We start from the raw sequence: 24,177 nt of genomic DNA on the forward strand, positions 1-24,177 counted from the left end.
GGAGACGAACGCTGCAGCACACTCCCGAATCCTCGTTCAGCTAAAACGCAAATTCGTTCGATGCGGCGAGCACCGCACCGGCCAGGCGATTATCCCCGTACTCGAGCTCGCCGAGCGGCAGGTGCGGACTCTTCACGAGCGCCGACAAAATCGCAACATAGTCGCAGGACAGCTTCTCAATCGTCGTCTTCTTAAACAGCTTAGCCGCGTAGGTGACGGTGCAGATGAGTTCATCGTCCAGCTCCGCCGCGGTCAGCGTCAAATCCAGCTTGGATACGCCGCTTTCCCGGAAGTGACGAATAAACTGAAGCGATTCGATCTGCAGCTCCTGCCGCTCGGCGTTTTGCAGCACGAACATCGTGTCGAAGAGCGGATTGCGGCTCGGGTCCCGCGCCACGTTCAGCTGCTCTACCAGCTGCTCGAACGGATACTCTTGATTTTCGTACGCTTGCAGAGCATTGTCTTTGACTTCCAGGAGGAAATCTCGGAACGTCTTCTCCTCTGCCGGGTAATTCCGCAGCGCCAGCGTGTTGATAAACATGCCGATGATCGGCTGCACATCGCTCGACGCCCGGCCTGCGATCGGAGTTCCTACAATAATATCTTCCTGCCCGCTGTAATGAGACAGCAGCACCGTGTAGGCGGCGAGCAGTACCATGAACAGCGTGCATCCATGTTCATCGGAAAGCCGCTTCAACGCTCCCGTCAGTTCGGTATCGATCTTAAACTCGCTATGGCCTCCCTCGAAGCTTTGCAAGGCCGGTCTCGGATAATCGGTCGGCATGTCCAGCACAGGCAGCGGCCCTTCAAACGATTCCAGCCAATACTGTTCCATCTCCCGGTAACGCTCGCTTTCGGTCAGCCGCTGCTGCCAAACGGCATAATCTTTGTATTGAATGCGCAGCGGTGCAAGCTGTTCGCCGCCGTACAGCTGGACGAATTCGTGCACCAATATGCCCATCGATACACCGTCGGAGATGATATGATGCATATCGAATAGCAGCATGTGGCGGTCGGGCGCCAGCTCAACCAGCTTGACCCGCAGCAGCGGAGGCTTCTCCAAATCGAACGGGCGCATAAATTCGCGCAGATACGAGTCGGCCTCGTCATGGCCCGTCCCTTCCGTCTGCTCCGCAGCCGTTGCCGGCACCCGCTCCTTCGTCTGCTCCAACTCTACCGCAAAATCTGCATGCGGGTGCACCCGCTGCACAGGCTCGCCGTTCACGGTTTCGAATCCGGTCCGCAGCGTCTCATGGCGCTCGATCAGCTTGCGGAACGCTTCCTCCAGACGAACGCGGTCCAGCGGTCCTTCGATCGTCATGACATTCGGCATATTGTAGCTGAGCTCTCCGCCCTCCAAGTGACTGAGCAGATACAGCCGCTTTTGCGCCGAAGATACCGGGTAGTAGTCCCGCTCTTCCGCCACCGGGATTGAGGCGTAGGTGGTTTGCTTCAAGGCCGCGATCACTCGCGCCAGCTGCTCGATCGTCGGGGCTTCGAAAATGTCCCGCAGCGGTACTTGAATGCCCATAACCTGATGAATTTGCGCCGCCATCGTCGTGGCTCTGAGCGAATGCCCCCCGAGGTCGAAGAAGTTGTCCTTCACGCCGACCTGCTCCAGCTTCAGAACCTGCTTCCATACTTGCACCAGCTGAGCTTCGACCGGCGTCCGTGGGGCGGTATGATCGGCCCCGGTTTGCACGCTGCCTTCCGGAGCCGGCAGCGCCTTGCGGTCGAGCTTCCCGCTGTGCGTAAGCGGCATCCGCTCCACTTGTACGAAGTAGGACGGAACCATGTAAGCCGGCAGCGTCGCCGCCAGGGCCATTCGCAGTTCCCCGGCGGCAAGCGGCTTATCCGCCACGTAGTAGGCGCAAAGCTGCTTCTGTCCGGCGTCGTCCTCCCGGGCGATTACCGCAGCTTCTTGCACGGACGCCGCTTTCAGCAGCTGCGCTTCCACCTCGCCCAGCTCGATGCGGTAGCCGCGGATTTTCACCTGATGGTCGATCCGCCCCAAATATGCAATAGTGCCGTCGGGCAGCCATTTGGCGAGATCTCCCGTCCGGTACATGCGCCCGCCTAATGCGAACGGACAGTCTACGAATTTCTCCGCGGTTAGATCCGGCCGGTTCAAGTAGCCTCTCGCCAGTCCGTCGCCCGCGATGCACAGCTCACCCGGCACACCGACCGGCTGCAGCGCTGTCGATCCGAGGCTCACGATGAACAGCTGAATATTCGAGATCGGCTTGCCGATCGGCACTGAAGCGTAGTCTCGTTCCGCCTCACACTCATAGTACGAGACGTCGACCGTCGCTTCCGTAGGCCCGTACAGATTGATGAGCTTCGCCCCGCCTGCCGGCGCAATCCACTCTGCGAATCGGCTCACGTGCGAAGGCGCCAGCGCCTCCCCGCTCGTAAACACCTGTTTTAACGAAGACAGCTTCGTATGGAGCGCTTCACGAGGCTGCCGCTCGACATACTCCAGGAAGGCGCTCAGCATCGACGGCACGAAGTGCATCGTCGTGACGGAGTGCCGTTCGATCGTGTGAAGAATCGTCTCGGGGTTTTTCTCCCCGCCCGGCGCCAGCAAGCAAACGCTCGCCCCCGTCCACGACCACCAGAACAGCTCCCATACGGAAACGTCAAACGTGATCGCCGTCTTCTGCAGGATTGTGTCTCCGGTGTCGATCGGGTAAACGGACTGCATCCACAGCAGCCGGTTCACAACAGGCCGATGCTCTACCATGACGCCCTTCGGCCTGCCGGTCGAGCCTGATGTGTAAATCACATAGGCCATATGCTCCGGTCCGCTCACCGGCGTCAGATTGGAGCCGTCTTCGTCGTACGCCGCTGCATCGTTCAGATCGATGAGCGTCAAACCGCTCAACGAGCGATCGGCGACCATGTCGACGAAGGAGGCGTCCCTCCACAGCCGCTCTTGATGCAGCAGCAGCTTCGCTCCCGAATCTTCGAGCATGAAGCGGATACGTTCCGTCGGGAGCTGCGGGTCGATCGGTACATAGGCGCCGCCGGCCTTCAAGATCGCATAAATGCCGACGATCATTTCCAGCGAACGCTCGGCCATCAGCGCGACCGGCTGGTCGGCTTCCACGCCCGCGCTGCGCAGCGAGCGGGCGAGCCGGTTTGCCAGCTCGTTCAGCTCCCGGTACGTCAGGCGGCTGTCCTCGTACTTGACGGCGACCTGCTCCGGCGTACGCTCCGCCTGCTCTTCGAACAGCTGGTGGATCGTCTTATCCCGCGGATAGTCCGCCGCAGTTGCGTTGAACTGCATCGTTATTTGCTCGCGCTCTTCCGCTGACAGCAGCTCCAGCTCGCTGACGCGGATGTCCGGTTTGCTCGCGATCTGCCCCAACACTCGTATGAGGTGCCCTTTGATCCGCTCCATGATGCTCCGATCATACACGGATGCATTGTATTCCAGACGAATGCCGATCTCGTCGCCGGGAATGACGATCACATTCAAGTCGTAGTTCGTTTGCTCGACCATTTCCACGTCTGCGATCGCCAACCCCGCCGGTTCGCCGCTGCCGAGCTGTTCCATCCGCTGCTCCACCGGGTAGTTTTCGAACACCATAATATGGCTGATCAAATCTTGCTTTCGTTCGCTATGCGCCTGGATTTCATACAGCGGATACGTATCGTACGTTTGGGAAGCGAGTGCCTGCTCCTGCACCCGGCGCATCGCTGCCGCGAACGGTTCTTCCGCCTCGCAGCGCACGCGCACCGGAATCGTGTTAATGAACAAGCCGATCATCGTTTCGATGCCGGGAATTTCCGCCGGCCTTCCCGAAACGACGCTGCCGAACACGGCATCCTGCGTGCCGTTATACCGCTGCAGCACGATGCCCCAGGCCGTTTGCAGCAAGCTGTTGACCGTCACCTGCTCCCGCTTCGCCGTCTGATCGATCGCTTCGGTCAGCTCCCGGCCGAAGGAGAACACCAGCTTCTCAGGAGCGTATCCCGCCGTCTTATCCGCAGCTTTCGCCTGCGGCAGCGCCGTCTGATGCTCGTACTCGGCCAAGTAATCGCTCCAGTATGCCGACGCCGCTTCACGGTCCTGACGCTCCAGCCATTCGATGTATTGGCTATACGGATAAGCTTCGCCCAGCATCGGCTGCTGGTGCTTCACCATCGCAAAGTAAACGTCGAACACTTCTTTCGTGACAAGGGACACGCACCAGCCGTCCATCAAAATATGATGGAAGCTCCACAGGAAGCGGTACGTCTCGTCGCCGGTACGCACGATCGATACGCGGATCAGCGCATCTTCGGCGAGATCAAAGCCCCGCGCTTTGTCTTCCTGCTTCAAGGCATCGAGGTACGATTCGCGCCGTTCCTCTTCGATTCCGCGAATGTCTTCGTAACGGTATCCCGGCCGCTTGCTGCGGAATACGACCTGCATCGGCTCTTCCTTCCAGCCGCTGTAGAAATTCGTCCGCAGCACGGCATGCCGCTGCGTTAACGCTTCAAGGCTTTTCCCGAACGCTTCCTCATCCAAGCTACCATGAACGGTAAACGTAGCCTGCTCAAAGTACACTCCCGATCCCGCATCCATCAAGCTGTGGAACAGCATCCCTTTTTGCATCGGCGTCAGCAAATATACGTTCTCGATCTCGCCGATGTGTGCGGTTTGCGCCTGGAGCCGGTCCAGCTCCTCGATGGTCAGGCCTTTATATAACACATCGCTCGGCGTCAGCTCCGGCCGTTCTTTGGCGATACAATGCGTGATCACGTCCCGCAGGCTCGCTCTGAACATGCCGGCCAGCCCTTCCATCGTTTCCTTCCGGTACATCTTGCCGCTGTAGACGAGCGTCAGCGACAATTCGCCGCCCGCGATCATGCCGTTCACATCGAGCGAATGTGTTCTTGGCATGCTCTCGCCGATAGTCTGACCACTCGAATACGGGGATATTTGCAAGGCGTTGTTTTGCAAATCCTGATCGAACTGTCCTAAATAGTTGAAGCTGATTTCCGGTGTATACGCATGCTCCCGGAATGCGCCGCCTTCCATATTCGAAGTCATATATTTCAGAATGCCGCAGCCGATCCCTTTGTTCGGAATTTGGCGCAAGCTTTCCTTCACACTCTTGATCCGCTGCGCGACCTCCTGCCCCGCCTTCATGTCCAATACGACAGGGTACTGGCTGGTAAACCATCCGACGGTACGCGTGATGTCGATATCCGGGACGACGGACTCCCTGCCATGCCCTTCCAGCTCTACAGCGATTTGCTCCATGCCGGTCCATTCGTGAACCGCCATCCCGAGCGCCGTCAGCAGCAGGTCGTTCATATCCGTACCGTACGCCCGGTGCGCCTGTTTGAGCAGCCGCTCGGTCTCATCCCGCGTCCATCTTATCGTAACGGTTTCGCTGTCTCCCATCACCGCGCGCTCCTGTGCGAAATCGCGTGTCAGCGGCTTGGATCCGGCTTGCGCGATCCGCTCCCAGTAAGCGCGTTCACTCTCCATGGCCGTGCTGCCGGCATAGGCGGCAAGCCGCTCCGCCCACATGCGGAACGAATCCGTTTTATCCGGAAGACGAATGACCTGGCCGCGCACCGCCTGCTCATAGCCCGACGCCAAGTCCTCGAACAAGATTCGCCACGATACCCCGTCCACCGCCAAATGATGGACGACGATCAGCAGATGATCTCCGTCTGCGCAGCGGAACAGTCCGAGCTTCAGCAAAGGCCCTGTCTGCAGGTGGATGCCGCGCTGCAGCCTGCTCACGTTGTCAGCGATATCCCGGGAGCAGCCGGCCTTCTCGCGGAAATCCATCACATCGAGACTGTAGAGCTCACCTTCCGAAATGCCCCGGTTATACGCCGCATACCCGCTTTCGGTCCTGCGGAATACGAGGCGAAGCGCATCATGGTGCTCGGCGAGCTTCCGCACGGCTTGACGAAGCGCCGTTTCCTCGAAGCCTTCCTCCCTGTACAGCATAACCGCCTGATTAAAATGGTGCGGTTCATCGTACGCCAGTCCGAAGAACCAGCGCTGAATCGGCGTCAGGGGCATCTCTCCTTGCACTTCCCCTTGGTCCGCACGCCTGCCTGACGGCTGGACATAGGGGTTTAGTTCCGCCACAGTCGGATATTTGAACAAGTTCTTGATCTCCAGCTTGTAACCAGCCTGATGCAGTCTGGCCGACACTTGAATCGCTTTGATCGAGTCGCCGCCAAGCTCGAAGAAATTGTCGAGCACGCCGATCGGACGCCCGGTTCCGAGTACTTTCTGCCATACTTCAATGATCGTCCGCTCCACCGGAGACCGTGGCGCAACGTATTCCGCTCCGGTTTGCACGCTTTCGTCCGGAGCCGGCAGCGCCTTGCGGTCGATCTTGCCGTTCGGAGTCAGCGGCATCCGCTCCAGCTGTACGAAGAACGACGGAATCATGTACGCAGGCAGCTCCTGCGCCAGCGCGCTTCGCAGCTCGCCCACGGCAAGCGGCTTATCCGCTACAAAATACGCACACAGCTGTTTTTGGCCATCGCCGCTTTCCCGTACGGTCACTACCGCTTCTTGAACGGACGCCGCTTTCAGAAGGTGCGCTTCGACTTCGCCGAGCTCGATCCGGAAGCCGCGGATTTTCACCTGATCGTCTATTCTGCCCAAATATTCGATGCTGCCGTCCGGCAGCCATCTGGCCAGATCGCCAGTCCGGTACATCCGCTCGCCCGGCGCAAACGGGCTCGCCGTGAACTTCTCCGCGGTCAGCTCCGGCATATTCAAGTATCCTCTTGCGAGACCGGCGCCGGCGAGGCACAGCTCGCCCGGTACGCCGACCGGCTGCAGCTGATTGTGAGCACCCACGATATAGACCCGGTTGTTGGCGATGGGCTTGCCGATCGAAAGCGGCTGATCCGCATGATCGATCCGCAGCGATGTCGAGACGACGCTGTTTTCGGTCGGGCCGTATTCGTTGCAGATTTCAACAGCCGGATGCATCGCTTTCAGCTTCTGTACGAGCAAGGAGGTGAGCTTTTCCCCGCCGACGACGACATTTTTCAGCGACCGCACATCATGACTGTTCATATGCTCGAGCAGCGTCATCAAGAAGCTTGGCGAGCTCTGCAGATGGGTAATGCCACTTTCGGCTATAGCATGGCGGATCGCGGAAGGCTCCTTGCTGTCCTCGTCGCTCAAGAGATATACCGTTGCCCCCGATACGAGCGGTCCGAACAGATGCGTCAAGAACGGATCGAACACAAACGGTGTCAGCATCAGCGCACGATCGTTCCGGGTGAAGCGGTATGCATCGGCTTTCCAGCCAATCGTGTTGGCGATGCTGCGATGCTCGATCATCACGCCTTTCGGCCTGCCTGTCGTTCCCGACGTATAGATGACATAGGCCAAGTCGTTCGGCCCGGCTTCAAGCCCCAGATTCGAGCCGTCCCTATCATAAGCCGCCGGATCGCCCAGCTCGACGATGCTGCCCGCAAAGCTGACGCGATCCTGCAAGCCGGCCTGCAGAAGCAGCAGCTGTGCGCCCGAATCGTCCAGCATGAAGCGGATGCGCTCCTGCGGATATTCCGGGTCGATCGGCACGTAAGCTCCGCCTGCCTTCATAATCGCGAGCAGGCCGACGATCATCTCCAGCGAGCGCTCCGCCATGATGCCCACGATCCGCTCCGCCTGTACGCCTTGCCCGCGCAGCGTGCGCGCCAGCCGGTTCGCCTGCTCGTTCAGCTCGCGGTAAGTCAAACTGCGTTCTGCGAAGATGACCGCCGCCTGCTCCGGCGTGCGTTCCGCCTGCTCCTCGAACAGCCGATGGATCGTCTTGCCACGGGGATATGCCGCGTAAGTATCGTTAAACTGCTCCATAAGTTGAAGTTTTTCTTGATCCGAAACGATCTCGATGGATGAAAGCTTCGCTTCCATATTTAGCGTTACAGCATCGATCAGCCTAAGGAAATGCATCGCCATCCGCTCAACTGTTTCCCGCTTATAGAGGGCCGTCGCGTATTCGATGCTGCAAATGAGCTTGTCCGCTTCCTCAAACAAGTTGAACGTCAGGTCAAACTTCGCCATCCGATGCTCGCCGGCGTTCGGCGTAAACGTCAAACCCTCGATACTCAGCTCTTTGACCCCGCCGCTCTGCAACACAAACATCGTGTCAAACAGCGGGTTGCGGCTCATATCCCGGTTCAGATCCAGCCGGTCAACCAAGTCCTCGAACGGATATTCCTGATTTTCGTACGCTTTGAGCGCCAGCTCCTTGATTTCCAGCACGTGGTCGCGGAACGTCTTCTCGCCCTCGGGGCAGCTGCGGATCGCCAAGGTGCCGACGAACATGCCGATCATCGGTTCGAGGTCCGCATGCGTCCGTCCCGCGATCGGGGTGCCGACAACGATGTCTTCCTGTCCCGTGTATTTGTGCAGCAGCGCCGTATAAGCTGCCAGCAAAACCATGTACAAGGTCGTGCCGGTCTGCGAAGCGAGCTGCCGCAGCCGTTCCAGTCTTGTCCGATCGACGGCGGCTTCGAACGTATCGCCCCGGAAGGTGCGCACGGCCGGTCTCGAGTAATCGGTCGGCATGTCCAATACCGGAATGTCCCCGCCGAACACATCCAGCCAGTACGCTTCCTGACGGCTCATTCGCGGGCTGTGCAGCTCCTTCTGCTGCCACGCCGCATAATCCTTGTATTGAACTCTCAGCGGGGAGAGCTCTTCTCCGTTGTATAGCTGTACAAATTCTTTCATGAATATGTTCATCGATGCGCCGTCGGAGATGATATGGTGCATATCGAACAGAAGCAGATGCCGCTCCTGTTCCAAACGGATCAGCCCTGCGCGCAGGAGTGGCGGCCTTTGCAGATCGAAGGGGCGCACAAAGTCCCGCATCATGCTGCGGATATGCTCCTCTACCGTCTCTGATCGTTCTACAGTCCAATATTCCACGGCAAAATCGACTTCCTGCTGCACCCGCTGCACCGGTTCCCCGTTCGCCAGCTCAAAGCCGGTCCGCAGCGTCTCGTGGCGTGCGATGAGCTTTCGGAACGCAGCCGCAAGCCGGTCCCGGTCGAGCGGGCCTTCAACCTGCATGGCACCGGGCATGTTGTAGCTGAGCTCCGCGCCTTCGAGCTGGTTCAATATATACAGCCGCTTTTGGGCGGATGACACCGGGTAGCTTGCACGTTCTTCTGTGACCGGAATGGCGGCGTACGCCGTTTGCTTCATACCGGATATGACCTCCGACAGCTGCTCGACGGTCGGTGCCCGGAACACTTCCCGCAGCGGCACATGGATGTCCAGTTGTTTGTGTATTTTGGCTATAAGTGTAGTTGCCCGCAAGGAGTGCCCGCCAAGGTCAAAGAAGTTGTCCTTCACCCCGATGCCCGGAAGCCCGAGCACCTCCTGCCATAGCTGCACGAGCTCCGCTTCAAGCGGTGTCCGTGGCGCGACGTATGCCGTACCTGTCTGCACGCTTCCTTCCGGTGCCGGCAGTGCCTTGCGGTCGATCTTGCCGTTCGGAGTCAGCGGCATCCGCTCCAGCTGTACGAAGTACGACGGAATCATGTACGCAGGCAGCTCCTGCGCCAGCGCGCTTCGCAGCTCGCCCACGGCGAGCGGCTTATCCGCTACAAAATACGCACACAGCTGCTTTTGGCCTTCGTCACTTTCCCGTACGGTCACTACCGCTTCTTGAACGGAAGCCGTTCTCAGAAGCTGCGCTTCGACTTCGCCGAGCTCGATCCGGAAGCCGCGGATTTTCACCTGATCGTCGATTCTGCCCAAATATTCGATGCTGCCGTCCGGCAGCCATCTGGCCAGATCGCCCGTCCGGTACATCCGCTCGCCCGGCGCAAACGGGCTCGCCGTGAACTTCTCCGCGGTCAGCTCCGGCATATTCAAGTACCCTCTTGCAAGACCTGCGCCGGCAAGGCACAGCTCGCCCGGTACGCCGACCGGCTGCAGCTGATTGTTACCGCCCACGATATAGACACGATTGTTCGCAATCGGTTTACCGATGGAAAGCGGCTGATCCGCATGATCGATCCGCAGCGAAGTGGAGACGACGCTGTTTTCGGTCGGGCCGTATTCGTTGCAAATCTCAACAGCCGGATGCATCGTTTTCAGCTTCTGAACGAGCGCCGAGGATAACTTTTCCCCGCCGACGACGACATTTTTCAGCGATTGCACATCATGAGTGTCCATATGCTCGAGCAGCGTCATCAGGAAGCTCGGAGAGCTTTGCAGATGCGTGATGCCGCTATCGGCCAACGCCTTGCGGATCGCGGGCGCATCCTTGCTCTCCTCATCGTTCAGGAGATGGACCGCCGCCCCCGATACGAGCGGACCGAACAGATGCGTAAGGAACGGATCGAACACGAACGGTGTCAGCATCAGCGCGCGATCGTCGTGTGAGTAGCGGTATGCATCGGCCTTCCACGTTATCGTGTTGGCGATGCTGCGATGCTCGATCATCACGCCTTTCGGCCTGCCAGTCGTTCCCGATGTGTAGATGACATAGGCCAAGTCGTTCGGCCCGGCTTCAAGCTCCAAATTCGAGCCGTCGCTATCATAAGCCGCCGGATCGTCCAGCTCGATGATACTCCCCGCGAAGCTGACGCGTTCCCGCAAGCCGCCCTGCAGGAGCAGCAGCTCTGCGCCCGAATCGTCCAGCATATAGCGGATGCGCTCCTGCGGATATTCCGGATCGATCGGCACGTAAGCTCCGCCTGCTTTCATAATCGCGAGCAGGCCGACGATCATCTCCAGCGAGCGCTCCGCCATGATGCCCGCAATGCGCTCGGCACGTACGCCTTCCGCGCGCAGCGTGCGCGCCAGCCGGTTCGCCCGCTCGTTCAGCTCGCGGTAGGTCAGCCCGCGCCCAGCGAAGACGACCGCCGTCTGCTCCGGCGTGCGCTCCGCCTGTTCCTCGAACAGCTGATAAATCGTCTTGTCACGGGAAAATTCCGCGTAAGTATCGTTAAACTGCTCCAAAATCTGCAGCCGCTCATCAGCGGTCACCATATTTAAGGACGAAAGTGTGCTTTGCGGATCGTTGACGATCGCATCGATCAACCGCAGCAAGTGGCTCGCCATCCGCCTGACGGTTTCCGGCTTGAACAATGAAGCTGCATATTCGAGCTGGCACACAATTTGTTCCGCTTGCTCCTCAGCGCTGAGAGTCAGATCGTACTTCGACACGTGAAATTCCCCGGTGCTTCTTCGCCCCAGCTTCAAGCCTTCAATCGCCAGCTCCCCTTGCTCCGCATTCTGCAGCACGAACATCGTGTCGAACAGCGGATTACGGCTTAAATCCCGCTTCAGATCGAGCTTCTCGACCAGTTCTTCGAACGGATAGTCTTGATTCTCGAACGCCTGTAAAGCACGCTGCTGAACCTCCTGCAAATAATCCAGGAACGACTTCTCCGCAGCCGGATAGCTGCGAATCGCCAGCGTATTCACGAACATGCCGATGATGCCGCTCAGGTCGGCATGCGGTCTGCCCGCGATCGGACTGCCGACGATAATATCTTCCTGACCCGTATATTTGTGCAGCAGCGTTGTGTACACAGAAAGCAAAACCATATACAAGGTCGAACCGGTTTGCGCAGCGAGCCGCCGCAGCGCCGCAGACCTCGCTTCGTCGATGACAAATTCCAAGCGGTTCCCCCGGTAGCTCCATACCGCCGGTCTCGCGTAATCGGTCGGCATATCCAGAGCCGGAATGTCTCCGCGATACTGCCCAAGCCAGTAAGCCTCCTGCCGCATCAAGCGCTCGCTGTGCGCTTCCGTCTGCTGCCAAGCCGCATAATCCTTGTACTGGATCCGAAGCGGTGCTAGTGATTCTCCCTTGTACAGCCGGACGAATTCCTCGATAAGAATGCCTATGGAGGCGCCGTCAGACACGATATGATGCATGTCGAACAGCAGCAGATGGCGTTCCCGCTCAAGCCGAATCAGCCCTACCCGGAGGAGAGGCGGCATCCGCAAGTCGAACTCGCGTACGAATCCGCGAACGGCGGCGTCGACTTCTTCTTCCGCTGCCTGCATCACTTCTACAGCAAAATCCACATCCCGGTGAATCCGCTGCACCGGCTCCCCGTTCTCGAGCGCAAAGCTGGTGCGCAGCGATTCGTGTCGCTCGATCAGCCGGCGGAACGCCCCTTCCAGACGACCCGGGTCAAGCGGACCTTCGATCGTCATGACGCCCGGCATGTTATAGCTGAGCTCCGCTCCGTCGAAGCCTTCGAGCTGATTCAAAATAAATAACCGCTTCTGTGCAGAGGAGACCGGGTAGTAGCTTCTATCTTCTGTGACCGGAATGGCTGCGTAAGCGGAAGCCTCCATTCCCGAGATTTCGCCCGCGAGCTGTTCAATCGTCGGCAATTGAAAAATCGTCTTCAGCGGCACGTTCCGGTTCAGTTCTTTATGAATTTGAGCCACAAGGGCTGTAGCCCGCAGCGAATGGCCGCCCAGGTCAAAGAAATTGTCCTTCACGCCGATCGTCTGCACGCCGAGCACTTCCTGCCAGATGCGGACCAGCAGCGTTTCCACAGGCGTACGGGGCGCCACGTAGTCCGCGCCTGTTTGAACGCCGCCTTGAGGTGCGGGCAGTGCCTTGCGGTCCACCTTGCCGTTCGAAGTAAGCGGCATGCGCTCCAGCTGCACGAAGTAGGACGGGATCATGTAGGCTGGCATCTCCTGTGACAGCGCACTGCGCAGCTCATTTACGGTAAGCGGCTTGTCCGCCACGAAATAGGCGACGAGCTGCTTGTGCCCGGCCTCGTCGTCGCGGGCGACGACGACCGCTTCTTGGACGGACGCCGCCTTCGCCAGCTGCGCCTCGACCTCGCCCAGCTCGATCCGGTAGCCGCGGATTTTCACCTGGTGGTCGATCCGGCCCAAATATTCCATGCTGCCGTCCGGCAGCCATCTTGCAAGGTCCCCTGCCCTGTACAGCCGCTCGCCGGGTACGAACGGATGATCCACAAACTTCTCTGCGGTCAAATCGGGACGGTTCAAATAGCCTCTCGCCAGTCCGTCGCCCGCTACATACAACTCGCCCGCCACGCCGACAGGCACAGGTCGCCGATGTTCGTCCAAAATGTACGTTCGCAGTGTCGGGATCGGTTTTCCGATATTGCTCTTGGCCTGCTCGATCTCAACTGACGTAATTTCTTTGTACGTGACATGAACCGTCGTTTCCGTGATCCCGTACATATTGATCAATTGGACATCCGGATAAGCCGCCTTCCAGTCCTTCAACAAATACGGGCTTAACGCCTCGCCGCCGAAAATGACCTTCCGCAAGCTCAACCGGCCAGCTTCACCTTTGGACAACGCTTCCTGCAGCAGCTGGTAGAAATATGTTGGCGTCTGATTCAATATCGTCACCCGGCGCTCATGCAGCAGCTGCAGGAACTGCTTCGGACTTTTCGCCGTTAGCGACGGGACGATGACGAGCTTGCCTCCGTACAGCAGCGCGCCGTACATTTCCCATACCGAGAAATCGAAGCAGAACGAATGAAACAGTGTCCACGTATCGGAAGCATCGAAATCGAACAAGCTTTTGCTATTGAACAGCAGCCGGACGACGTTTTTATGCTCGATCAGCGTGCCTTTCGGCTTACCGGTCGTTCCCGACGTATAGATTACATAAGCCAGATGGTGCGGTCCGCTCGCCGGGACGAGATTCAAAGCAGCTTCCCCGCTGTACGAAGCCTCGTTGTCCAGCTCGATCACTGTACCGGCAAACGTTACGCTGTCCCGCAAATGTCCTTGCACCAGCAGCAGCTGCGCCCCCGAATCGTCCAGCATGAAACGGATGCGTTCCTGCGGATATTCCGGGTCGACCGGCACATAAGCGCCGCCCGCTTTCAAGATCGCGAGAATGCCGACGACCATCTCGATCGAACGCTCCGCCATAATCCCGACAAGCTGATCGGACTGCACGCCCTCCGCACGCAACGTGCTCGCCAGCCGGTTCGCCCGCTCGTTCAGCTCCCGGTAAGTCAACACGCGACCTTCATACTCGACGGCCGCATGATCCGGCGTGCGCTCCGCCTGCTCCTCGAACAGCTGATGGATCGTCTTTTCCCGTGGATAATCCGCATCCGTATCGTTAAATTGCTCCAAAATCTCCCGCATTTCTTGAGGTGTCACGATATCCGCAGACGATAGCGTCATCTGCGGGCTTTCCGCCATCGCATCGATCAATCGGAGCAAATGATTCGCCATCCGTTTCATCGTTTCCGGCGTATACAGCGATGTCGCATATTCGAAATGGCAGGCGATCCGTTCCGCTTCCTCCGAAGCATGAAAGGTTAGGTCGAACTTCGCAATGTGATGCTTGACAGGATACGGCTTAAACCGCAGCCCGTCGATGGCCAGCTCCCCCTGCTCCGCATTTTGCAGCACGAACACTGTGTCAAACAGCGGATGGCGGCTTACATCCCGTTTCAGATCGAGCTTCTCGACCAGCTCCTCAAATGGATAATCCTGGTTCTCATATGCCTTCAATGCGCTGTCTTTGATCTCCAGCAGATGATCCTGGAACGTCTTTCCTCCTGCCGGAAAGCTTCGGATCGCCAGCGTATTGACGAACATGCCGATGATGCCGTCGAGGTCGGCATGGGGCCTGCCGGCAATCGGGCTGCCGACGATGATGTCCTCCTGGCCGGAGTACTTATGCAGAAGAGTCGTAAATGCAGCAAGCAGCACCATGTATAAGGTGGAGCCGGTCTGCGCAGCGAGCTGCCGCAGCGAATCCGTTCTCGGACGGTCAATGACAAATTCCAAGCGGTCTCCCCGGTAGCTGCGTACCGCCGGTCTCGGATAATCCGCCGGCATATCCAGTACCGGAATGCTTCCGCGATATTGCTCAAGCCAGTAAGCTTCCTGCGTCTTTACTCTTTCGCTTTGCGCTTCCGCTTGCTGCCATGCCGCATAATCCTTGTACTGAATCCGCAGCGGCGATAGCGTTTCTCCTCCATACAAGCGGACGAATTCCTCGATCAGTATGCCGATGGAGGCGCCGTCGGAAACGATATGATGCATGTCGAACAGCAGCATATGACGTTCCCGTTCCAGCTCGATCAGACCTACCCGCAGAAGCGGCGGCTTCCGCAGATCGAACTCGCGCACGAACCCGCTTATGATGGCGTCGGCGTCTTCTCCCGCAGCTTTCACCAATTCCACGGCAAAATCTACATCCTGATATACCCGCTGCACCGGCTCTCCGTTCTCCAGCTCAAAGCCGGTACGCAGCGACTCATGGCGCTCGATCAGAGATCGGAATGCTTCCTCCAGACGCTTTACGTTCAGAGGGCCTTCGACCGTCATGACACCCGGCATGTTGTAACTGAGCTCCGCACCTTCAAAGCCTTCGAGCTGATTCAGGATAAACAACCGCTTTTGTGCGGAAGAGACCGGATAATAGCTTCGTTCTTCGCTGACCGGAATGGCAGCGTACACCGAAGAGTCCATGCTCAGGATCGTTTCCGCGAGCTGTTCGATCGTAGGCGATTGAAATACCGTCTTTAGCGGAATGCTGCGGTTCATCTCTTTATGAATATGGGCCACAAGAGCCGTTGCCCGCAGCGAATGGCCGCCGAGATCAAAGAAATTGTCCTTCACGCCGACCTTCGGAACGGCGAGCACCTCTTGCCATATACGCGCCAGCTGCACTTCGAGCGGCGTGCGGGGCGCCACGAATTCGGCTTCCGTCACCATACCGCCTTCCGGCGCCGGCAGCGCCCTGCGATCCACTTTACCGTTCGGTGTCAGCGGCAATTGCTCCAGCTGCACGAAGTGCGTTGGAATCATATAAGCCGGCAGCTCTTGCGCCAGCTCGCTGCGAAGATCGCTTACGGCAAGAGGCTTATCCGCAACGAAATACGCGACGAGGTGCTTCTGTCCGGCCTCGTCCTCGCGGGCGATCACGACCGCTTCCCGCACATCGGCCGTCTTCGCCAGCAGCGCTTCGATTTCCCCTAACTCGATCCGGAAGCCGCGGATTTTGACCTGCTGGTCGATCCGGCCGATATATTCGATACTGCCGTCCGGCAGCCATCTGGCAAGATCTCCCGTCCGGTACATCCGCTCGCCCGGTGCGAAAGGGTTCGCTGCAAACTTGTCCGCGGTCAGCTCGGGGCGGTTCAAATATCCCCTTGCCAGCCCGTCGCCCGCTACGCACAGCTCACCCGCCACCCCGACGGGCTGCAGCTGATTGCCGGCACCGACAATATACACAGACGTGTTGCTGATCGGTCTTCCTATCGGCACGTTCACGGCATGCTCTTCAATTTTGTTAATGCCGTAAAATGTTGCGAACACTGTGCTTTCCGTCGGGCCGTACACATGGATGAGCTTATTGGGTCCCAATTCATGTAACGCTCTTCTTGCATGTGAGACGGAAATTCGCTCGCCTCCGAACAGCACCTTTCGAACATGCCGTAAGCAGTCGATATTCAGATCCACAAGAACGTTGAACAGCGCGGTCGTAATAAACATGACCGAAATATGTTCCCGAGCGATTAACGCCGCCAATCCTCCCATGTCGAGTAAAGTTTGCTTGGAGCATAGTACGAGCCGGGCTCCGTTCAGCAGTGCGCCGAAGATGTCGAACGTCGATCCGTCGAAGGCATAGCTCGACAATTGCAGCACTTGATCCTGCCCGGTTATGTCAATATAGTTCGTGACTCGCACGACTCGCACGATATTCCGGTGCGTCGTCAAATTGCCCTTGGGCCTGCCCGTTGTCCCCGACGTATACATCACATAAGCCAAGCTGTCCGGCCCGCCCGCCGGCTCCAGATTGGAGCCGTCTTCATCATAAGCCGCCGCATCGTCCAGCTCCACGATTTTGCCGGAGTAACTTTCGACGGATACGCGGTTCCGCAATCCGCTTTGCAGCACCAGCAAGCTTGTCCCGGAATCGTCCAGCATGTAACGGATGCGCTCCTGCGGATATTCCGGGTCGATCGGCACATAGGCTCCGCCGGCTTTCAATATCGCGAAAACTCCGACGACCATCTCCATGGAACGTTCGGCCATAAGCCCGATTGGCTGATCGGTCTGCACGCCTTGCGCGCGCAGCGTGCGAGCGAGCCGGTTCGCCCGTTCGTTCAGCTCCTCGTACGTCATTCGGCTCCCCTCGAAGACGAGCGCCGTCTGCTCCGGCGTTTGCAACGCCTGTGCTTCAAACAGCTCAGCGATCGTCTTCTCGCGCGGATAATCCGATGCGGTTTCGTTAAACACCGTCAATATTTGCCGTTTTTCTTCTTCACTGATCAGCGACACTTCGGATATCGAATCCGACGGTCGGGAAACGATATGCCCGGCAACCGCGAGCAGACGCTGGATCATGGCGTTTACTTCATATTCCTCGAAAACCTCCGTCCGGTAATCGACAATGAGCTCGATATGCTGTTCGTCCAACATCTCTTTCACATGAATAGCAAAATCATTCACTTCATGACCGCAGAAATGGTTACTCGTCTGGTAGGAGATGTTGTCAACATGCAGCCAGCTCATCGGCTGATATTCGATCGCAATGCCGAACAGACGCTGAATGTCCTGCCCCTTGTGCATGTCCCTCAAATCTTGGATCAATTGATTATACGGGTACTTTTGATGCCGCAGAATCGCGCTTTGTTCCTTGGCCGTGAGCCGCAAGAACGAGATCAAATCCTGCTCCGGCTCCACAGTGAGCCTCGTCGCCACCGTACTGGCGAACATCCCGATCATATCTTTTTCTTTTTTCGTTGTGCGGTTGGCGTAGACGGTTCCGACCGTCAATTCGCGTTCATTCGTTACTTTATACAAATAAATGTACAAGCAGCCCAAGAAGAAGGTAAACACGCCGAGCTTGTTCGCTTCGCAAAACCGCTGTACATTTCGGTAAAGCGCATCGTCCATCGTCACGCTGATGCGCTTGGCAGCCGTGCTTACCGATAACGGATTGTATGGCTTAAGTCCTGTCAATTCGGGCAAATCCCGAAATTTGTCCAGCCAATACGTCCGGTCCTTTTGATAACGGTCCGAGCCCTCATATTCCTGTTCTACATGCAAATAATCGAAATACGAAGGCTTTTCATTCGCTGCGGCCGATATATCTCCATTCAAGCTCACGTAATTGTGAATGATTTGATTGCCGATCAGGTTCATGGAAATGCCGTCGGACACGATATGATGCATTTTCAAAACGCACCAAATTTCCATTGCACTTGCCCGGACAATGACAAATTCGTATAAATCGGAATCGATCGGCTCGAACGGTTTGCCGTTATGAAGCTTAAGCCACGCCTCCGCTTGCGACCGATCGTCATTTCCGCTAAAATCCAAAAATTCAATTTCCTTCTCTGCATACGGTTCGATATATTGCCGGGGTTCTCCGTTTTCGATGGTGAGTTTTACTCGAAATGCATCGTTTTGCCGTATAGTCAACTGAATCGCTTGCTGCAACTTATCCAAATTCAACTGGCCCCGCAGCGTAATCGAACCGGAGAGGACGCACGCTGAGGTGTCCGGGTACAACAGCTCCGTATACCAGATTCTTTGTTGTGCATGGGTTAACGGAAATAATTGACGGGATTTCGTGCTCACTTGGCGCTTCACTCCTCAGTTGAAGTTCAAACATTTTTATTTCGCATCCTTGTTGATACGAATTGTATCGCGATATACCTGATTCATCAGCGGCATTTCTTTAGAAATGCATGCATCAGAGGTAAATTCGAATGTTTAATGTCATTAATCGATATTAATGCCGATTCGGATATGGATTCCCGCTTGATCCCCTTACAAACTCCCCCCCAATATCCCGAAATATAATATTACTGTTGATAACCACACTTTCAATTATTTAATAGCATTGTTTAAATTTCCCATACCAATTTATTACATCCTTCGATGTTTGTCTAGTTAAGATTTAGTTGCGGTATATTAGATGACAGCATCTTGCACGATCTTACTTGCATTGTCGGGATTTGCCGCAATAACGCAAAAAACCTTAATCTCTTATAGGAAGAGATTAAGGGACATTGATGGCTAATGACACACCCCATTAAGCTGCTTACATCGATTGCACTGCCGTATGCGAGGATTATTTGACAATCGAGACGCTGGTCGTCCCGTCGAAGTAGAATGGATCATAGGTGACCAGCGTTTTGCTGACACTATCCCGGGTTTTAAAGTAGCCTTCAGCGGTGACGGTGGCAGTTGATTCAACGTACTGCAGTTTACCGCTTTCATCGGCAATTTGCTCAAAGTAGCTGATTTCACGGCTGAAATGCGGCTCCTTCTGCGGATCCCGTTCGGTCACATTCACCGGCGAGAAATAAAACTTCGTTCCGAAGATGGAGGCCGACCATTTGGAGCCATAGCTGTTGACGAAAGTAAAGGAGGTGCCGGTATAGTACTGCAAATAACCTAAAGCGTTAATTGTCGTTACGTCCAACAGCCGTTCCGTCGCTTGGCTTGGCGCGACTAGCTTCGTGTCCGGGGAGGCGTTGGCAGCTGCGCCTGCAATCGGTCCCGTCAGCGAGGCGGCCAAAATCAAACTCATTGTTAATGCAGTTAAATACTTATTCATCAATCACACACCCTTTCGATACGGTATGTAACGATTGTATGAGCATTTAACACGAACTGGAAGTTCCTTTTTGCCTATGAAAAGTAATGAACGAATCCGTAAAGGACCTGATCCCCGTAGAAGTTGCTGCCTGCGGTCGGGTCACCGCTGTTGTCGGTTAGCCGTTAAGCATCCTCTTCAGAACCGGCGTCAATCCATCCGCCATCCGCATAAAGCCGAGATCCGTCGGATGTACGCCGTCCACGGTGCATTCATCGGCGCTTTCGCCAAGCAGATCGGAGCCGTCAAAGAAGTAAATGTTATTGTCGCCCTGCTCTCTTCTTTGTTCAACGGCGCGCAATTGAACCTGCTTGCGTTCCGCCTTGTGCCGAGCCATTTCCGCATGAAAACGGTCTTTGGCATACGTAATTCGGGATATGACCAGGATCGGTGTGTCCGGATGGCGCTCTCTATAGATGGCTATGAATGCCGGTAGCGTCTGCTGCAGCAGCTCGGTAGACACGCAGTTCGCTTCATAGTCGAGAATCAGACATTCCGGGTCCGGAATTTCCGCAATGATGCGAGCCAGCTCAGGCTCCCCTTTGCCGTTGCCGGCGAATCCGAAGTTAAGAAATTCACGGTTAAATCGGCGGCTTAATATGTTCGGATACGCCAAGCCCGGACGGGAAGCGCATCCGCCTTGCGTGATCGAGGTGCCGTAGAAGATGACCTTCCGATCTGTGTCGTAGGCAGGCGGCGGCGCCGCTTGAGCATCCTTGTCAAGCCCGATGAGCACCTCTTCGACAGCTTGATACAATGGGAAATTCAGCGTAACGGTCCGCATTTGACGGTCCAATTTTTCGAAGAGAACACTTTCATACATCTTAAGCCGATGATCGTAACGGGTCGTGCTCAAATAACGCTGTTCTCCGAAATCGCCGATGTAGCAATCGAACCCGCACTGCCCCGTAGCCGGCATGTGGTACATATCCGCCGCTCCCGCCAGCTTAACCTTGACGGATAAGGAGGCCGAATCGGTACGGAACCTGATCTGCCCGCCAGCCGTGCAATTCGCCAGTGCATCTACCGCCGCCGGTACAGGCCAAGCGGGTGCGGTCGGCAATCTCCGATAGCGACCATCCTGACGCAGCCAGGCAAAGCCCGCCACGTGAAACGGTTCCTCCGTCGGCCGATACCAGGCTGCAGGACTTTCACTTCCTTCTACAATTCGCATATTCGGATCGAGCTGCAGAAAACGTACCGGCTGCTCTTTTTGTGACATGTACCCTCGCCTCCAGCCAATGCTTCTTAGGATGTATACAATCATTCGACTCTCGGCGGGCATTTCCCTTTTCCCGCAAGAAGTAAACAGCGGCAGCTTCGGACGATTAGTCCCAGGCTGCCGCTGTTCAACTTACCTCGCTTTTCTTCTTGAGCTAAGGCTTAACGTGCTAATGCGATAACGATTCGATTCGGATTCCGAGGTGCGCTTCAAGTACCGAAACACTTCAACGATTCCTTTCGATATAAGCGCGATAATCATATATCCGAGAAACAAATAGAAGTAGTTCATCCACTTGTACATGACAAACATATCAAAGCTTGTAATGAGCGGTTTAAGTATGAAGGCAAATAACAAGCTTACTGCGGTAGCGTACAAGTAATAATTTTTTCGGTGATTTTCAACCCACTGATACATCAACATATACACGATAGGTACTAGGGAAACATCCAATGCGGTGTTGACAGGCATGAATGGCATCATCTTGTACGGGTACTCCCATAAACCATGTCTCGCCCCAAATAAGTCGATATAGGTGAACCAAACATGGACGTTGAATCCATAAAATCCGATCTCGAAGGCTTTCCTTCTGTCGATGGCTTTCCATAAGACAAACAGCGGAACAATGAGGAACGCCACATTGATCCAAAATTGCCATGTACTTAGGTTCGTGTATTGACTCCAATACTGCAGCCACAAAGATGCGGAGCTTTCCTGGTGCTCCTTGATCTGATTCAGCATTTGTTCCTGATCTCTTGTCATATGCTCCCATGTTCACCTCAATAAGCAGCTTGGTGCTTAAGGTCCCCTTAGCTGAACATTTCCATACAACAATTGGCAGAAATATGGCGTGAAATCGTAAAAATTAATGATTTCTCAATTGAGATCTATTATTATGAAAGAGTGACAACTCATCTGACAATACACGTTCATATTCTTCAATGTGCTTCAATAACACGTAAGCGGGGTCACTTGAAACAGACTTCCCTTCGCATACAGGCAGATTGTTTAATCTTTCCGTTAGTGTAGGGTGCGTGTCATCGGCAGAAGATATTTTGGATCGAGCAAATTGTAATTCTTGGGCAACTTCTCCGCGGAGACTATCCGAATACTGTCTAAAAACCTGAAAATAATTGATGATCCCCCTCCCTTCTTTATACCTCCCTGTCAGATCACCATATGACACTCGTTCAAATATAATAGGGTTGCTGTGCATTTTTTCCAAAGAGCTCATATAAGTTGCTGTTCCGCAGGTTTGAGCTGCCCATGCATCTGCACGGTATTCACGAGCCCTAGAAATCGCCACCATATGATTATGAAACCACTTCAAATAATAACGAACTATAACTGTTGGTATTAGGGACGGAACCATCATAAACGAGGCTAAATCAGATCTGTCAGTATTAATTCCATAGTCAATACGCTTCAACATCGTCATAGCCCCTTGATAGACAGGCGCGATCTTCTTGCTGAACTTTGTATCCCATCCTGTAAAATGGGCTAATTCATGACTGACAATGGAACGCAGTTCATCAATGTTAACATTGTATAGCATTGGTAAACTTATACTTAGAATTGTACCTCTAATCTTCTCGTTTGGCAGACTAATTGCTGCATCAGCGGCAAAAAAAGCACTTCTGGCATTTAGAATAATATACTTCGGCATCTCCGCGTGCATTTGCTCGCACAAGTCTTTGATTTGCTCGAATAATTCAGGTTCCATAGCTTCATTCATCACGATGCCGACCTCTTCTATAGTTCTAGGGAACAAAGATCTAAAAATTCCGGAAAACACAGAATAATATCCCAGAAGAACCCCAATCCCAACGCCTAAAAATGCTCCGAATAGCAAAACCGCAACTAACGGGGGTGCAATATGTAGAAGGAAATAATAGAACCCGTACCCGATACAGGTCATGATTAACAAAGATGCACAAAGGATCACATACAATCCAGGTACGAACCACAAATATTTGTTGGCCGTCTTAACATGAATTTTTTCATTCTCAATTACGGGCACATTTTGAATCTCTCCATTCATTTTGACAGTTCCCTTTCGCAAAAGTATATCGATCATCTTTCTATCACTTACCTTCAGTATTCGACAGAGTAAATGGAATTCCTTGTAAGGGAATGATCCGATGTATCGAATGCGCGAGACCATGTTTCGCAAAGCCTCTATACATAAATGACAAAAAGCCGCGATTAAGCGGCTTCTCCAGCTTTTGTTTGTTTTCATCCGATTTAGTTTACTGATGTCACAGACAGCCGTTCACACTACTCCTTCTTTGCTCGCGGCGCACTTTCGAACCCGGTCGACTTATGCGTGCCGTCGCAGAACGGTTTGTTGCCTGACGCTCCGCATCGGCATAGTGAGAACGATTCCTTATGCTCGAACGGGTTGCCTTCCGCGTCCACAAGCTCCACCGGTCCCGTCACCCGCAGCGATCCGTTGTCGTTCACCTTAATGGTCACTTTGGTTTCTTCTGCCATGTGGCCTGCCCTCCTATCTCAACAATTAGTACAAGTATATCCAGCGATCTCGGGAAAAAGACTAACTGCCGGCATTCGCTCATGGCAAATCAATGCCAGCTTAATCACATTCCGCCGGGCCTATCGTGTTTCTCAGACGAAATATCGTCTGGATTTGAGATTCGGTATTCCTCTCAATAGAGAGCTCGGGCAAATCATTGATATCGTAAAATCGAACTTCGCTCGTTTCCGCCCCTCCCGTTGCTTCGCCTCCAACGATCTCACATTGAATAAACAGCTTGTATACATGATATGGCGAAGGCGGATGCGGATGACATTTCTTATCGTGGACAGCCAGCAGTCTCACCGCTCTTACATCGAAGCCTGTCTCTTCTCTTGCTTCCTTAACCGCAACCTCGGTCGGAGACAAGCCGATATCGGCCCATCCCCCGGGCAGCGCCCACTTTCCGTCAATTTTTTCTTTGACCATCAGGATTCGATCGTCTTTAAAGATAACCGCTCTTACATCTACCTTTGGTGTAGCATAGCCGGTTTCATTAGCGAATAGCGCCTGAATGGTGTTCATATCGGTTTTCGTGTACTCCGACATAATTTCCATGCTGATATCACGAATTTGCTGGAATCTTTCTAAATCGTACATATCCTTGGAGTAGGTTAAGCCTGCCTGTGCAATAGACTGAAGCTGCTTCGCCCATTCAAGCCATTTAGGATCCATGCCGTCCACCCCGAATCGTGATTGGTTTACCGTTTACATATAGGAATAAATAATAGGAACTAGGGGATGATTGGTTTATGACGCTGCACCGGAGGGTGATTGAATGATCCCGCAAATACTTTGGTCAATTTTTGCGTTACCCTGGTTTT

General features: G+C 55.0%; 7 protein-coding genes. All 7 read right to left on the reverse strand.

What is annotated here, in order from left to right; genetic code table 11:
* Window positions 1-40: 40 nt before the first annotated feature.
* The 7 genes from ACFFK0_RS00290 to ACFFK0_RS00320 all read right to left on the reverse strand — a co-directional run bounded on the left by ACFFK0_RS00290 (window position 41) and on the right by ACFFK0_RS00320 (window position 24,028).
* On the reverse strand, window positions 41-18,574 hold the full coding sequence (locus ACFFK0_RS00290) for a non-ribosomal peptide synthase/polyketide synthase (protein ID WP_377467462.1): 18,534 nt from the start codon (window positions 18,572-18,574) through the stop codon (window positions 41-43).
* A gap of 496 nt (window positions 18,575-19,070) precedes the next feature.
* The gene (locus ACFFK0_RS00295; protein WP_377467464.1) at window positions 19,071-19,559 is read right to left on the reverse strand and encodes a hypothetical protein; all 489 of its coding nucleotides are present in this window, start codon (window positions 19,557-19,559) and stop codon (window positions 19,071-19,073) included.
* 157 nt (window positions 19,560-19,716) lie between these two features.
* Window positions 19,717-20,820 (reverse strand): SGNH/GDSL hydrolase family protein, encoded by a 1,104-nt coding sequence (locus ACFFK0_RS00300; RefSeq protein ID WP_377467465.1) that lies wholly within the window; start codon window positions 20,818-20,820, stop codon window positions 19,717-19,719.
* A 132-nt stretch (window positions 20,821-20,952) separates the two neighbouring features.
* Window positions 20,953-21,582: a CBO0543 family protein gene (locus ACFFK0_RS00305; protein ID WP_377467467.1), complete on the reverse strand. Its 630-nt coding sequence runs from the start codon at window positions 21,580-21,582 to the stop codon at window positions 20,953-20,955.
* A gap of 103 nt (window positions 21,583-21,685) precedes the next feature.
* Window positions 21,686-22,861: a M48 family metallopeptidase gene (locus ACFFK0_RS00310; protein WP_377467469.1), complete on the reverse strand. Its 1,176-nt coding sequence runs from the start codon at window positions 22,859-22,861 to the stop codon at window positions 21,686-21,688.
* A gap of 236 nt (window positions 22,862-23,097) precedes the next feature.
* Window positions 23,098-23,313, reverse strand: coding sequence for a CDGSH iron-sulfur domain-containing protein (locus tag ACFFK0_RS00315; protein WP_377467471.1), 216 nt, complete (start codon window positions 23,311-23,313; stop codon window positions 23,098-23,100).
* Window positions 23,314-23,413: 100 nt separating this feature from the next.
* Window positions 23,414-24,028, reverse strand: coding sequence for an NUDIX hydrolase (locus tag ACFFK0_RS00320; RefSeq protein ID WP_377467473.1), 615 nt, complete (start codon window positions 24,026-24,028; stop codon window positions 23,414-23,416).
* Between the last annotated feature and the right edge of the window lie 149 nt (window positions 24,029-24,177).

This window comes from Paenibacillus chartarius (assembly GCF_042432825.1).
Lineage (GTDB): Bacteria > Bacillota > Bacilli > Paenibacillales > NBRC-103111 > Gordoniibacillus > Gordoniibacillus chartarius.

Bases quoted from the DNA above. Each gene is read 5' to 3' on its own strand.
- ACFFK0_RS00310 (WP_377467469.1), bottom strand. From the start codon at position 22,861: ATGAATGGAGAGATTCAAAATGTGCCCGTAATTGAGAATGAAAAAATT.
- ACFFK0_RS00295 (WP_377467464.1), bottom strand. From the start codon at position 19,559: ATGAATAAGTATTTAACTGCATTAACAATGAGTTTGATTTTGGCCGCC.
- ACFFK0_RS00315 (WP_377467471.1), bottom strand. From the start codon at position 23,313: ATGGCAGAAGAAACCAAAGTGACCATTAAGGTGAACGACAACGGATCG.
- ACFFK0_RS00320 (WP_377467473.1), bottom strand. From the start codon at position 24,028: ATGGATCCTAAATGGCTTGAATGGGCGAAGCAGCTTCAGTCTATTGCA.
- ACFFK0_RS00305 (WP_377467467.1), bottom strand. From the start codon at position 21,582: ATGACAAGAGATCAGGAACAAATGCTGAATCAGATCAAGGAGCACCAG.
- ACFFK0_RS00300 (WP_377467465.1), bottom strand. From the start codon at position 20,820: ATGTCACAAAAAGAGCAGCCGGTACGTTTTCTGCAGCTCGATCCGAAT.